This is a genomic window from Calothrix sp. PCC 6303 (assembly GCF_000317435.1).
Classification (GTDB): Bacteria; Cyanobacteriota; Cyanobacteriia; order Cyanobacteriales; family Nostocaceae; genus PCC-6303.
Window position 1 is genome coordinate 3,933,203 of sequence record NC_019751.1, and the last position, 15,021, is coordinate 3,948,223.

Annotated in this window: 11 protein-coding genes; 6 read left to right on the forward strand and 5 right to left on the reverse strand. The window is 41.3% G+C overall.

What is annotated here, in order from left to right; translation table 11 throughout:
* Positions 1–779: 779 nt before the first annotated feature.
* Positions 780–1,976, forward strand: a complete 1,197-nt coding sequence (locus CAL6303_RS16210; RefSeq protein ID WP_015198894.1) for an RNA-guided endonuclease InsQ/TnpB family protein — start codon at positions 780–782, stop codon at positions 1,974–1,976.
* A 39-nt stretch (positions 1,977–2,015) separates the two neighbouring features.
* Here the strand turns inward: CAL6303_RS16210 and CAL6303_RS16215 are convergent, their stop codons facing one another.
* On the reverse strand, positions 2,016–3,203 hold the full coding sequence (locus CAL6303_RS16215; RefSeq protein WP_015198895.1) for an esterase-like activity of phytase family protein: 1,188 nt from the start codon (positions 3,201–3,203) through the stop codon (positions 2,016–2,018).
* Between the two features lie 218 nt (positions 3,204–3,421).
* Here CAL6303_RS16215 and CAL6303_RS16220 point away from each other — a divergent pair, with 218 nt between their 5' ends.
* Complete coding sequence (locus tag CAL6303_RS16220; RefSeq protein WP_015198896.1) at positions 3,422–4,057, forward strand: hypothetical protein; 636 nt, start codon at positions 3,422–3,424, stop codon at positions 4,055–4,057.
* Positions 4,058–4,133: 76 nt separating this feature from the next.
* Here CAL6303_RS16220 and CAL6303_RS16225 read toward each other — a convergent pair whose 3' ends face one another.
* Complete coding sequence (locus CAL6303_RS16225) at positions 4,134–4,328, reverse strand: YqaE/Pmp3 family membrane protein (protein WP_015198897.1); 195 nt, start codon at positions 4,326–4,328, stop codon at positions 4,134–4,136.
* A 54-nt stretch (positions 4,329–4,382) separates the two neighbouring features.
* A complete protein-coding gene (locus tag CAL6303_RS16230) occupies positions 4,383–4,781 on the reverse strand; it encodes a phage holin family protein (protein WP_015198898.1) in 399 nt (132 codons plus the stop codon).
* Between the two features lie 661 nt (positions 4,782–5,442).
* Here CAL6303_RS16230 and CAL6303_RS16235 point away from each other — a divergent pair.
* Positions 5,443–8,388 carry an NHLP bacteriocin export ABC transporter permease/ATPase subunit gene (locus CAL6303_RS16235; RefSeq protein WP_015198899.1) on the forward strand — a complete coding sequence of 982 codons (2,946 nt, stop codon included), beginning with the start codon at positions 5,443–5,445 and terminating at the stop codon, positions 8,386–8,388.
* On the opposite strand, the gene CAL6303_RS16240 is transcribed toward CAL6303_RS16235, so the two are convergent.
* Both CAL6303_RS16240 and CAL6303_RS16245 read right to left on the reverse strand, forming a co-directional pair.
* On the reverse strand, positions 8,366–8,674 hold the full coding sequence (locus CAL6303_RS16240) for a hypothetical protein (protein WP_015198900.1): 309 nt from the start codon (positions 8,672–8,674) through the stop codon (positions 8,366–8,368). The genes CAL6303_RS16235 and CAL6303_RS16240 overlap by 23 nt on opposite strands.
* 165 nt (positions 8,675–8,839) lie before the next feature.
* Positions 8,840–9,133, reverse strand: coding sequence for a TRADD-N-associated membrane domain-containing protein (locus CAL6303_RS16245; RefSeq protein ID WP_015198901.1), 294 nt, complete (start codon positions 9,131–9,133; stop codon positions 8,840–8,842).
* A gap of 225 nt (positions 9,134–9,358) precedes the next feature.
* On the opposite strand from CAL6303_RS16245, the gene CAL6303_RS16250 reads away from it, so the two are divergent.
* Genes CAL6303_RS16250 through CAL6303_RS16260 form a run of 3 tightly spaced genes read left to right on the forward strand, consistent with a single transcriptional unit; the run spans position 9,359 to position 14,915 of the window.
* Entirely contained in the window at positions 9,359–10,735 is a 1,377-nt protein-coding gene (locus CAL6303_RS16250; RefSeq protein ID WP_015198902.1) for a helix-turn-helix domain-containing protein, read from the forward strand.
* Positions 10,732–13,893 carry a WD40 repeat domain-containing protein gene (locus tag CAL6303_RS16255; protein WP_015198903.1) on the forward strand — a complete coding sequence of 1,054 codons (3,162 nt, stop codon included), beginning with the start codon at positions 10,732–10,734 and terminating at the stop codon, positions 13,891–13,893. Before CAL6303_RS16250 ends, CAL6303_RS16255 begins: the two co-directional genes overlap by 4 nt.
* The gene (locus CAL6303_RS16260) at positions 13,890–14,915 is read left to right on the forward strand and encodes a hypothetical protein (RefSeq protein WP_015198904.1); all 1,026 of its coding nucleotides are present in this window, start codon (positions 13,890–13,892) and stop codon (positions 14,913–14,915) included. Before CAL6303_RS16255 ends, CAL6303_RS16260 begins: the two co-directional genes overlap by 4 nt.
* The last annotated feature ends 106 nt before the right edge of the window (positions 14,916–15,021 follow it).

Here is a 15,021-nt window from a genome sequence, read left to right on the forward strand (position 1 = left end):
GGCAAAATCCGTCATTGCCTGGTTTAAGCAATCGGAAAAAAGAATGGGACGCATCGTACAGGTGTACCTTGCTTCTACGGTTATGAGTACGGTTGTTCACCCTCATTGATAAGCGCGTAAGTAACCCTAAGTAGGTGGCTATTGAAAATTGTCGTTGTGACAAGGCACTAGGTGTTGCCCTGAGCTTGTCGAAGGGCAGTTGTGGTAAGCGCAAACATTTGGGCTGTGCCTAAGCTGTTGACTGTGATGGAATTTCGACAGTTTTCTTTCATAAAATTTTTGTGTCATTGACTGGTTCCTATGTTCTGCCTGGGAACCCTGACTTTGAGGCTTCGCCTCTTATCTGGAGTGGAGGCAGAGCCAAAGGACATGCATTCCTTGCCGGAGACAAGGAACGAGTTACACAAGGATTTTTGGATAACTTTACTTTCCGTTACATACTACTCCCAGAGAAGCCGCTGCACCGTTATACTTAGCTGCAAACAAATTTTACAGACATAGGAGATTTTATCTTAGTGAGGTACACCTACAGCGGGCAAGACTTCGGCGTGAGCGCTCAGTCCTTAGACAGGCTCAGGAACCATCGAACGCTGCCCGTACCACCACAGCTTCATTCTTCATCTCCGTACCTGATTTACGTGTAATCTACCGGAAACGCGCACAGTGCCCCTAGTTTCTAACTATAGGGGTGTGGTGCGTTTGCGAATTTATTCGCAGTCCTAAAAATCATTTTAGCGAATAGTAGGTTTAGTGTAGAATACAGTCAGGAGGTGATGAAAGTGTTCAACCTGACTTACGAATTTAAGCTCAAGCCAACTCAGAACCAAATAACAATGTTTGAGGAATGGCTGGAAACCCATAGGCGGGTTTACAATCATGCGTTAGCAGAGCGAAAAGACTGGTATAAGTCTCGTAGTTGTCGGGTAAATGCTTGTAGCACCCATAGTTGTTACATTATTCCTGCCGATGTTCCCCGCCCAACTTTTGCGAGTCAATGCAAGTCTTTAACTGCTGCTCGAAAAGAGTCAGAGCATTTGCGACGGGTAAATGCTCAGTCATTGCAGCAGACGCTAAGGCGACTTGAGAAGGCTTTTGTAAGTATGTGGGAACAAAATCATGGGTTCCCAAGATTTAAAAAGTCGGGGCGAATGCGCTCTTTCTCCTTTCCTCAATTGGGTGTAAATCCATTAAGTAATGGGTATGTAAAATTACCCGTTATCGGAGCAGTAAAAGTGCGCCAATCTCGCTCTATCCCTGACGGTGGAGTCATTAAGCAAGCGTGTGTGGTTAAGCGGGTTTCTGGGTGGTACGCAATGTTAACCGTCCAATGGGATGTCAACGTACCTCAACCATTACCTCACGGGGAAGCGGTAGGAATTGATGTTGGTTTAACAAGTTTTGTCGCCACTTCTAGTGGGCTTTTGGTCAAACGTCCGAGGTTTTTTGTAGATGCCGAACGCAAGCTTAAATTGCTGCAACAGCGTGTCTCCAGAAAACGCTTAGGCTCGAACAATTGGAAAAAAGCACAGAAGAAAGTGGCAAAATTGCATGAGTACATTGCTAACTGTCGTAAGGATTGGCATCGAAAGCTGTCTCACAAAATCTGTGACGACGCAGGGATGGTGTTTGTTGAAGATTTGAATCTAATTGGCTTGTCTCGTGGAATATTGGGTAAACATTGCCTTGATGCGGGATTTGGTCAATTTTTCAACATCCTTGAACAAACTTGTTTTAAACGTGATGTCTATTTCCAAAAAGTAGACCCACGAAAAACAAGTCAAATCTGCCCTAACTGTGGAATTGAGACAGGGAAGAAAGAGCTTTCTGAGCGTACTCATGTTTGTTCAAATTGCGGCTATACAACCGATAGAGATGTTGCAGCCGCTCAAGTAGTCGCAATACGCGGACTTGCAGCCGTAGGTCATACGGTCAAGATGCTTGCTGAGGGTAAATTCGTTGGAATCCCTGTGAAGTAAGAATCCCCTCGCCTTTAGGCATGGGGAGTGTCAATGTATTTACTTATTAGAATTGGGAACAAGTTGGCGAAAGAATCTCAAAATGGGTGAAGAAGATTCTGTCTTTAAGCGCAAAGCCAGTATTTGAGTGCGCTGAAGCTTGTTAAAATTATTATCGCTAATCAAGATCAACGAAGGTTGTCCATCTGCTAATTGAGAACCTAATGTTAAACCTTCGATATTATCCAGCAAAACATTCTCTTTTCCCAAGTCTAAAAGTAGTTGCTTGCGAACTGGTTGAATATTTGCAATGTCGGTTGCCAAAAGACTATCAATATTACGAATATCGGTTGCACCTTCTAAGGAAACTTTAAATAATTTGACTGAAAAGCCAAAGCCTGTAAAAGCCCGTTCTAAACTTAGCAAATTACCCTGATTATCTAATGCAACTAAATCAGGTAAACCATTAGCATATTTATTAATAATTTTAATTGTTGCTGGTGCAGCTTCTGTTGGATATAAAAATTCTTTTTCTGCTTGATTAGTAGCAAGATTATATTGCAAAATTCGGCAGGGACTACTAGTATTAGGTTTTGCTTCCGAGCCATCTTGAACTAATGCATTCTCTGTGGCTGTGTAGAGAAACTGATGATCAGGTGTAACAGTCAGACTTTCAAATCCCAAGTTGTTGCGGATACCACGTTTACTAGATGTTGGTAAGAATTTTTCGGGTACGGGTAATGTTTTCACTTCTTTACCAGAAGCTAAAGTAAATTCTTTGATAAATGGGTTAATTGACTTACCCACATCACCCTCAGATGACACATATATGTCACCTTTTTGGGTTAAAGCGATACCTTCTGTATCAGTGGTTGTGGATGCAAAATTTTTACCCTGAGCATCCAAAAGTAAAGTAACACCAACGGGAACAACTCCCCCTTGTTGCAACTTACCTTTGCTTAAATCGATTTTCAATGTATAAAATCTAGCTGGAGCTTTATCTCCACGATCGTCAGATATGGCATAATATACTTGATTGCTGGCATCGTAGGTAATGCCCGATAAACCTCCAACTTGGGTATTCTGAAATAAAGTCCCAGTTTTTAATACTGCTTCTCCAATGAAATCTGCACCAACAATTTCTACAGATGGTGAAGTGAAGTTCGCAAAAAATAAACCAATTAAGATAATTGGTAGGCAAAAGTAAATTATTTTTTTCCAGATATTATTTTTTTTAATTAGTTGCATATTTAAGCTTTGGGATCCTGTTATAGCCACAAATACGATACCACGGTGAACGTAATATTCAAGGTAAAGTAGCTGATGCGTAGTTTACCACCGTAGGTATCGCACTCTCTCTAGAAGTCTTACACTAACTTAAAGATACTGTATATCTGGCGAAATTAAATGGGACGGTTGTATAGTCATTAATCAATATATTCCATACCAACTGTCAAATTTACCTGATGCAGCAAAAAACTATTAGTCAAAAAATATTCAGAATCATCTTAATTGCCCTAGCGACAATTGGAGGACTCGGAATTATTGGTGGTGGGGTATTTCTCTATCTATTAGGCAAAGGCTTTGAAGAGGAAACAAAATCAACCACTAATATTTCTCGCTACAAAGAAATTTTTACCAATTTTGGAGAGAATGCTCCAATTATCAAACATTTTCCCAGAACTATACCTACCGATGCTAAAAATGTTAAATTTTACTTCCAACCTGGATTTTTACAGGGTGGAACAATTATTCGCTTGAAGATGACATTACCTCCAGAAAAAATTAAATCTCTACAAGCAGAATTTAGAAACAAAGCCAAGCGTAAATATATTCCTGGAGATATCAAGAATAGTAGTCCCCAGGAAGAAGTGAGTCCCCAGGGAATACGTGTGAATTTTAAATATGATTTATCTTTAGGAGATGATCAAAATTCCAGCGAGAAAGTAGATAATTTACCCAAAGTTCCATCTAAATATGAAATTTTAGTCATTGATGATACTAGAGGTGCGCCAAAATATGATTGGAATCATTCTGACACATATGGTGTGGCAATTAATATTTCATCCTCGGAAGTGATCTATTTTGCAGATGATTGGTAAATCATCTGCTTTTGAGATTTACCCACTCAAAAGACGTTCCAGTGGAACGTCTTTTGAATATCTACTATATTCGTACTTAGGTTGTTTCCCTTTGTCCCAAAGAAATAGCTTCATCGCGCTTAGAAATAGCCCATACTGCATGGATACTTCCAGGAACCCATCCTAACAAAGTTAATAGTACACTGATGATCAAAGTTTGACCAATTCCATAAGTGAGGAATATACCTAATGGAGGTATGAGAATCGCCAAGATATAACGTAATACTTTCATAATTACCTAATGTGTTTGTGAATGTTGGAAATATAAAGAATAAAGATCCTTAAATTAGTTAGATGGCAAGTTAGTTTTATTGATGCTGCCACCAGAATTCAAAGCCAGATTCTTCTCGACAAAATAATTATTAATGAGGGTATTTGTCAAAGATAGAATTACGGGAGCAGCAATAAATGCAACCAGTCCACGCACTGCAAAGCCCGGAACTACTACAGATGCTAACCAGAAGCAAAAGCCATTTACAACTAGGGAAAAAGCTCCCAGGGTGACAATATTAATTGGTAAAGATAAAGTTGAAAAAATTGGTTTTACAGAACCATTAATCAAGCCCACAACTACAGCCGCAATCATCGCAGCAGGAAAGTTAGCAATACTAACTCCTGGGAAGATGATATCTACAACTAGTAAACTGAGCGCAGTAGCTAGAACTGTTAAAAATACTGATATCATAAGTTATTACCCAACAACGCCAAAATTCTTTTTCTCTTTCTTTTCCTATATTTGACGATATTTGAATCTTTAACCTCTCTATAAAGATAGATCCAGATATCTACATTTTGGCGTATGTTAGAGATGTAGGATAACTCCACAAAAAAGATGATCCAATATTGTGGGATAGGCAGCGTTCGATGCTTCCTGAGCCTGTCGGAACGAAGTTTACCGGAGGTAAGGACTGAGCGCTCACGCCGAAGTCTTGCCTGTTCTTGTATTAGTAGCAGGCAAAATGCCTACAAGAAATTTTGGGATATTTATTTGGAAGTCTCTAGGATTAAATACTGAGTCATATTAGCTACGGAAATATAGTTTATAGGGTTTCCCTAGCAGATGAAGTACACCAATTTTGATGCAAAGCTTATATTTCAAAGTATATAGATTTTAATCTGTACCTCACTAGACTGAGAAACGCTATATAATCTCATTGATCTAGGACTTACCCATTGACAGGTATGGTTTTCAGAGTTAAAAGCTTGTTTTTCTGTTCTCTATCAAGCGATAGTATTAGCTGAATCTCAATTGCAAACAATTGCATATATTTTTATTATCAAGCCCTAAATAACTGTATTAAAAATATATAGATCAATTCTCCGGTGCTAGTAAACAGGTATAACAAATGCTGCAAAATATCCACGAAATCCAAGATATACCTGGAGAAAAATATCGGTTCAATGGGAATGAACCGATTCTCCTGGATGACCCAAGGGCGATTTGGGTTGTGCAGTCTGGTTCCTTTGCGCTGTTTGCTATTAATGTAAAAAATGGCACTCCGGAAGGAACACGGCGTTTTTTGTTTACGGTGAAAGCTGGAGAAGCGATGTTTTCCACTCCCCACGATACGAAGGAGGAGGGAATTAGGCAAATTTTGGCGGTTTCTTTGGAAGAGTCAGAGTTAACGAGGGTTTCAAAAACGGATTTTGAGACATCTTTGGCAAGCCAAAAACGCACCGTGATTAATTTGGTGGAACGTTGGATTCACCAGTTAGGGGAAATCTTAGAAAGTATCCGTACTGAACGTCCCAGTGTCCCCGATGCAGCGATTCAATATATGTCGTTAGCGATGGGGGAAATTTTCCAATCCTATCCCCATACTGTTTGTTGGATTAGGATGCAGGTGGGAAGGTTGCGGTGGATGGGAATTCCTCAGTTAGGGTTGGAACCGGGGGATGAAATTATGCCACTGGGTGCGAATATGTGGGTAATTGCTGAGGAAATTGTTGAATTTGAACGGTTACACACCGATACCATCGATGATGCAGATATACTGTTGGCGGGTGTAGATCAGGTTCAAAATTACTTTTTACGCTGCATAGATTTGTTGGAAGAGGTAGAAAAGCAGCAAGAAAGGCAGCGATTTCAAGAACGCGATCGCTTAAATCGACAAATGATGACGGAGACGTTGGGTGAGCTTGTGGAGGTTGTGCGATCGCAACCAATGCCTGTTACACCTGATTCTACCGCAGAAGTCACCGATAACTACGAAGCGGTACTCATTGCAGCGGGTGCAGTGGGAAAAATGCTAGGGATTAAAATTCGTCCCCCAGCAAAGTCGGAAGATATGCGGAGAGTGCAAGAACCGCTGGATGCGATCGCGCGTGCTTCCCAGATGCGAATGCGTCGTATCCAACTAACTGATGATTGGTGGCAAAAGGATTGTGGTCCTATGCTGGGGTATACGGCGGAAGACGACCGCCCAGTGGCGCTTTTACCCACCTCCAGCACCAGTTATGAGATGTTTGACCCCATCCTCCGCAAACGTCTCAAGCTCACCGCCAAACGCGCCAGAACCCTATCAAAATGCGCCTATGTTTTCTACCGTCCCCTTCCTGATAAGGAAAACCTCACCACCTTCGATTTACTTCAGTTCGCAGTTCGCGGACATTATCGAGAGATATTCGTAGTTTTAGCTACGGGGGTAATTGTGACTTTGTTGGGGATGCTCACACCCCAAGTCACTGCAATCCTGATTGATGATGCAATTCCCAGCACCAACCGCGACTTACTAATTCAAATTGCTGGAGTATTAATTGCTGCCACATTTGGTAGTACCTTATTTCAACTAGCGCAGGGATTAGCGGTGATGCGGTTGGAAACCTACGCAGATGCTTCCACCCAAGCGGCAGTGTGGGATCGGTTACTCAAACTCAAAGCCTCATTTTTCCGCAAATATGCCATTGGTGACTTACAAAGTCGTGTCCAATCCATTAGTCAAATTCGGCAAATGCTGGGAACAACGGTAATTAAATCGATATTTTCCAGCGTTTTTTCCCTACTAAATCTCGGCTTACTATTTTACTACAGTCCCACCCTTGCCTTTGTGGCTCTCCTCGTTGCCTTCATCAACATTGCTGTCACCGTGGTTTCCGGGATAATTACCCTGAAAAAAGTACGTCCCCAACTGGAACTCCAAGGACAAATTTTTGGGGTGATGGTGCAATTAATTAACGGTGTCACCAAACTCAGAGTAGCAGGTGCCGAAGCTCGTGCCTTTGCCTATTGGGGGAAACAATACACCCAACAACTCAAATTAACTTTGAGTACCCAAGGTGTGGAAGATATAGTGATTGTAATTAACAAAATTCTTCCTTCCTTAACCACCGCTGTCCTGTTTTTCGTTGCCACCACCTCCATCCAAGAAGCCGCAGCTACGGGGGGTAAAGGCTTCACCACCGGGACATTCCTGGCTTTCAATGCGGCATTTGGGATATTTATTGGAGGTGCCACCAGCCTCAGCACCACCGTAATTGATGTTCTCCAAATTGTTCCCCTGTGGCAACGTGCACAACCCATCCTCAAAGCTGAACCAGAAGTAGATAGCAATAAAGCTGATCCGGGAAGGTTGACGGGGAGATTAAATGTGGAACATGCCATTTTCCGCTACCGTGATGATGGTCCTCTCACCTTGGATGATGTCTCCGTTTATGCCAACCCAGGGGAATTTATTGCTTTTGTGGGGACATCGGGAAGCGGTAAATCAACCCTGTTTCGGTTGTTATTGGGTTTTGATGTGCCAGAATCAGGTAGTATCTATTACGACGGTCAAGATTTGGCAGGTTTAGATATCAACGCCGTGAGAAGGCAACTAGGAGTCGTGATGCAAAATAGCCGTCTCACCTCTGCATCAATTTATGAAAATATCGCCTGTGGTGCCTTGGTGTCAATGGAAGAATGCTGGGAAGCAGCCAAGATGGCAGGTTTTGCTGAAGATGTCCAGTCAATGCCCATGCAGATGCATACTGTAATTAGTGAAGGTGGTGGGAATATTTCTGGAGGACAACGGCAACGGTTACTAATAGCTAGGGCATTGGTACTGAAACCACGTATACTATTATTCGACGAAGCCACCAGCGCCTTAGATAACCGTACCCAGGCAATCGTCAGTGAAAGCTTAGAGAGACTGCAAGTTACCAGAATAGCGATCGCGCATCGTCTCAGCACCATACGCAAAGCGGATCGCATCTATGTATTTGAAAATGGTAGAATTACCCAACATGGAAGTTTTGAAGAGTTGGCACAGCAGAAAGGGTTATTTGCTCAACTCATGGCAAGGCAAAGTTTGTAAGTGTTTGTCCAATATAGTAGTCATGATTTTCTGCTAAGTCAGGAATATCTACACTAATAGAACCAATTAATTTTAAAAGTGGATCTTTCTCCACTCGTCGCTCTTCCAACATTGCAGCTACTTCTTCATCCGTCGGTGCTGGCTGATCTGTTTTTAACAAACCGCGCATTCGACGGATTGCATCAGAGCGATTAGGTTGGGGGATTAGATCATTTTGTAAAGACTCAATAATGGCATCGCTTGGTGGTAACTTAAAAACTTGCTCCTGCAATTCTTGTAGCAACATAAAGGTTTTTCTGATATTTTACCGCGCATCCTCATTCTACAAATATAGCGAACGACTTACGTCGCGCAAGCTTCGCTACGGTGGTAAACTACGCGTAACCTGACGAATGCTAGTCACAAAGCAACATCAACCTGGTTTAGCATTGCTAAACCCCTACAAAGTGGTCTATTTCTCTGAAAGTAGCTTTAACATCTCGCACAATTCTTCCTTTTTATCTTTGGTATGTTGAACGCTAAGTAAAGTCGTCAACACTCCACCTGATGCTGTGAGACTAGCTTCAGACACTTTGTCAAAGTATAAAAGTCCAACACCAAAGAGAGTAATCAAGGCAGATGCAGCAGTAATACTTAACGCGAGGTTGTAGCTTTTACGTGTCATTCGCAATAATTCGCGGATAATTTCTTGTTTGATATCGCTGTAGTCGTCGTTATTTTGGGGTTTGAAAAAATTAAATTGCATGGTGATTCTCCGAAATGCTGTGTTGTTTGTTCGTGATATTGGTATCCTACTCAGACTAAAAAATACATGCCAGGGCAAATGGGTTTTGTTTGTATTGAGTGTTTGCCCTATTGCTGTGTGGTAATTTAGGGCAGATAGGGAAGTAAAGAAAATCTATTTGCCCTAGTTCGGGAAACAACTAATTCGCTATTGTTTATATACAAGTATCAATACTCCGTTACGGCAATGCGTGAATCTGATAAAGTGCGATCGAGTGAGTCAGGTAAAGCCAGACTCAAGCAAGCTTATAAAGAAGCTGGATTAAAACAAGATGAGTTAGCACGGCAGGCAATAGTGTCGGTTGATACTCTTAAGCGCCTACTTGGTACTAAGGATTGTCCAAACGGGGTTGAAAGACAGGCTGTTAAGAATATTGCAAAAATTCTGAAAATTAAACCTACAGATATAGTTGATGTTAAAGACTGGTATCCTCAACAGCAGTTACCAGCAGAGTTTGAACGACTAATTTACGAAAAAACACAATTATTTTGCGGACGAAAATTTGTATTTGATTCGATTGAGGATTTCTTCCAAAATAACCCAAATGGCTATTTCACTATTATTGGTGATGCGGGGATGGGGAAAAGTGCCATTTCTGCAAAATATGTATTAGATAATCCAGAAACTATTTGCTTTTTTAATATTCGTGCCGAGGGAACTAATCGTCCTGAATTATTTTTGAAGAAAATTCGCCAACAGTTAATTGCTCGTTTTCAATTACCAGATGTCGCTGATGCGGATTTATCAACTTTATTGACTAAAGCGAAGGAAAAGTTATCCACTGGAGAAAGATTAATTATTGTTGTTGACGCGCTGGATGAAGTTGACCAGGAAGGCACAGCAAATATATTATATTTACCAACAATTCTCCCCGACGGTGTTTACTTTATCCTCACCAGAAGACCCTATAATCAAAATGAAAAAAGGCTGAATCTTTCCCCCAGTATCCCGACTCAAGAGTTGGATTTGAGAGAGAAAATCCAAGAAAGTGTGCAGGATGTCAAGGAGTATATTCGAGAATTATTAAGCGATGGCAAATATCAGCAGGGTTTAGCGGAATGGATTCAACAGCAAAATCATATTTCCCATGAGGATTTTGTTGAGACAATTGCGGTGAAAAGTGAAAATAACTTTATGTATTTGCGGTGTATTTTACCAGCCATCGCTGAAGGTTATTACAAAGATAAGCCTTTGAATGAATTGCCTGTGGGTTTAGAAGGATATTATGAAAACCACTGGCATATTATGGGGATGACAGCTAAACCTTTGCCGAAAAATAAAATCAAAATTGTTTATGTCATGTGTGCTTTACGTAGTGCTGCTTCTCGTGAGGTGATTGCTAAATATTCCAAGCAGAATGCATTGACTGTGCAAGAAGTTCTGGATGGATGGGCACAATTTTTACAGAAACAGGAAAGCTATCAACCACCACGTTATCGATTTTATCACGAGAGTTTTCGAGAATTTTTGCACCGTCGGGATATTGTCCAAGCTGTGGGGGTAAATTTACCAGATATTGGCGCTGAGGTTGCCAATAATATGACCGAGGGGCTGATTTTATGAGTAATCTTCGCGCTTGGTTGGCAGAAAAAACATCGGAAGAAATCGAACATTTTTTGGGTGAAAGCCCGCGTTTATTGTTAGATGGTGGGGATATCCATAAATATTGTGATTTATTGAGTAATTACGATTTTATTGAAGCGAAAATCCATCATTGTTACTTTGGCATCCAAACACTGATTGAAGACTATAAATTAATTGATAATACCGAATATGCAAATCATCCAGAGTGTAATTTTGAAGCAATAGAATCCCTCAGGATTATTTCCAATGCTTTATTTCGCTCTTTTCCCGTCATCACTGATGATAAAACTCAATTAGCTGGGCAATTATCAGGACGTTTGTGTTATTTTCAAGAACAAGATTTAATCAAAAAATTATTAGAGCAAATATCGCAAACTAATAAGACTTGCTTCCGTTGTCTCACAGGTTCTCTCACACCTCCTGGTGGAAGTCCTTTAATTCGCACCCTTACTGGTCATAGTGATGGGGTAAGTGCGATCGCCACCAGCAATGATGGGAAATATGTGGTTTCTGGTTCAGATGACGACAAAACAGTAAAAATCTGGGAACTGTCCACAGGAAAGGAAATTCGCACCCTTTCTGGTCATAGTGATGGGGTAAGTGCGATCGCCACCAGCAATGATGGGAAATATGTGGTTTCTGGTTCAGATGACAAAACAGTAAAAATCTGGGAACTGTCCACAGGAAAGGAAATTCGCACCCTTTCTGGTCATAGTAGTAGGGTAAATGCGATCGCCACCAGCAATGATGGGAAATATGTGGTTTCTGGTTCAGATGACAAAACAGTCAAAATCTGGGAATTGTCCGCAGGAAAGGAAATTCGCACCCTTTCTGGTCATAGTAGTAGGGTAAATGCGATCGCCACCAGCAATGATGGGAAATATGTAGTTTCTGGTTCAGATGACAAAACAGTCAAAATCTGGGAACTGTCCACAGGGAAGGAAATTCGTACCCTTTCTGGTCATAGTGATTGGGTTAATGCAATCGCCATCAGCAATGATGGGAAATATGTAGTTTCTGGTTCTAGGGACAAAACAGTCAAAATCTGGGAATTTTCCACAGGTAATTTTATTCGCACCCTGACTGGTCATAGTGATTGGGTTAGTGCGATCGCCCTCAGCAGCGATGGGAAATATGTAGTTTCTGGTTCTGGGGACAAAACAGTCAAAATCTGGGAATTGTCCGCAGGAAAGGCAATTTGCACCCTGACTGGTCATAGTGATTGGGTTAGTGCGCTTGCCCTCAGCAGGGATAGGAAATACATAGTTTCTGGTTCTGTTGACAAAACAGTCAAAATCTGGGAATTGTCCGCAGGAAAGGAAATTCGCACCCTTTCTGGTCATAGTAGTAGGGTAAATGCGATCGCCACCAGCAATGATGGGAAATATGTAGTTTCTGGTTCAGATGACAAAACAGTCAAAATCTGGGAACTGTCCACAGGGAAGGAAATTCGTACCCTTTCTGGTCATAGTGATTGGGTTAATGCAATCGCCACCAGCAATGATGGGAAATATGTAGTTTCTGGTTCTAGGGACAAAACAGTCAAAATTTGGGAATTTTCCACAGGTAATGTTATTCGCACCCTGACTGGTCATAGTAGTAGGGTAAATGCGATCGCCCTCAGCAGCGATGGGAAATATGTAGTTTCTGGTTCTACGGATAAAACAGTCAAAATCTGGGAATTTTCCACAGGTAATGTTATTCGCACCCTGACTGGTCATAGTGATTGGGTTAGTGCGATCGCCCTCAGCAGCGATGGGAAATATGTAGTTTCTGGTTCTACGGATAAAACAGTCAAAATCTGGGAATTTTCCACAGGTAATGTTATTCGCACCCTGACTGGTCATAGTAGTGATGTTCGTTCGATCGCCCTGAGCAATGATGGTAGATATGTGGTTTCTGGTTCTTCGGACAATACAGTCAAAATCTGGGAATTAAGAACAGGAGAAGAAATTCGCACCCTGACTGGTCATAGTAGTTGGGTTAATGCGATCGCACTCAGCAGCGATGGAAAATATGTAGTTTCTGGTTCCTGGGATAATACAGTCAAAATCTGGGAATTAAGAACAAGGAAGGAAATTCGCACCCTGACTGGTCATAGTAATGGGGTTAGTGCGATCGCACTCAGCAGCGATGGTAAATATGTCGTTTCTGGTTCTGGGGACAATACAGTCAAAATCTGGGAATTAAGAACAAGGAAGGAAATTTGTACCCTGACTGGTCATAGTGATTGGGTTAGTGCGATCGCCACCAGCAGCGATGGGAAATATGTGGTTTCTGGTTCTTCGGACAAAACAGTCAAAATCTGGGATTTCTACACAGGTAATGTTATTCGCACCCTGACTGGTCATAGTGATTCGGTTTATGCAGTTGCCCTGAGCAGGGATGGTAAATATGTGGTTTCTGGTTCTAGGGACAAAAAACTCAAAATCTGGGAATTAGGAACAGGTAAGCAAGTTTGCACCCTGGCTGGTCATAGTGATTCAGTTATGGCGATCACCCTGAGCAGGGATGGTAAATATGTGGTTTCTGGTTCTAGGGACAAAAAACTCAAAATCTGGGAATTAGGAACAGGTAAGGAAATTCGCACTCTGACTGGTCATAGTCATTGGGTTAGTGCGCTTGCCCTGAGGAATGATGGGAAATATGTGGTTTCTGGTTCTAGGGACAATACAGTCAAAATCTGGGAATTAGAAACTATAAACAAAAGATTTTTCAACTTTATTTGGAATTGGATAAAACTAAGAAAGGAAATTCGCACCCTGACTGGTCATAGTGATTCGGTTAGTGCGATCGCACTCAGCAGCGATGGTAAATATGTCGTTTCTGGTTCTGCTGACAATACAGTCAAAATTTGGGAATTTTCAACAGGAAAGGAAATTCGCACCCTCAGTGGTCATAGTGATTCGGTAAATGCGATCGCCACCAGCAGCGATGGGAAATATGTGGTTTCTGGTTCTTCGGACAAAACAGTCAAAATCTGGCATTTCTACACAGGAAAGGAAATTGCCACATTTACCGGAGAAGGTAGTATCGGTTGCTGTGCTATTACCCCCGATGGTACAACAATTATCGCAGGTGATGCATCGGGAAAGGTGCATTTCCTCAAATTAGAAAATATTGAGGTACAGTCATGAACACCCCACCTCAATTAGATTTCCAATTTCAAAAAATAATATTAGAAAAAAGCCATAATTTTACTAACTGCGAATTTATTTTTACTGCAATTAATGATTTTCTCCACAAATATAACCGGGGTTATTTCACCATCATTGGTTCTCCCGGTAGCGGTAAAAGTGCTATTCTGGCTCAATTTGCTAGTTTCAATCCCCATTCAAATATCAATATTATTTATTACAACGCTCAAATAGAAAATAAAAATATTGCTGAAGAATTTCTCAAATATGTTTGTAGTCAATTAATTGAAAAGTTCCATAATTCCTTGATTACCCCACCCCAACCCTCCCCGCTAGCGGGGAGGGAGCAAGATTCTAACTTCCTTCCGTATAAAGAGAAACAGAGAGGGCAAGATTCTAACTTCCCCCCGTACACGGGGGGACAGAGGGGGGTTCTTCCCGATAATGCAACGGAGGGAAGTTGGTTTTTGTCCTTATTACTCCAACAAATTAGCGACGAACTCGCACCCAACCAAAAGCTAATAATCGCCATTGACGCACTAGATACAATTAACCCCAACAACCAACCACCAGGAACAAACCTGTTATATCTTCCCCGATATCTTCCCCCAGGTATTTATTTTCTCCTCACCCGTCGTCCCTTCAAAACCGAAAAATCCGGTTTACTCATCGAAGCACCATCGCAAATTCTCGATTTATCCCAACATGACTTAAAAAACTGGGATGATGAACAAGCATTTACCCAACATTGGCAGCAAATGCAAGGTGAGGGTTTCTCAGATATTGCTATGAAAATATTGCAGGTTCTCGCAACTCCCGAAAATGAAGGTATATCAGCAAGTACAATACTTCAAAGGATTCACCAGACAAATCCACCAACTCTTGATGCAGATATATTTGATGTGGAAGAAGTTTTGGAAAATTGGTTTGAGTTTTTACAACAGCATCAAGTAAATAAAGAAATCCGATACAGTTTGTATCATCCTAACTTTCGTAATTGGTTAGCAGAAAAATTGAGTTAAACCTTGTCTGCTTGGAGAATTGTAGTTTTAATTGCCAAGACTCAATGATGGCATTTCCCAGCGCTAGGCGTAGTTTACCACCGTAGGCGATCGCTTAAAATTTGTA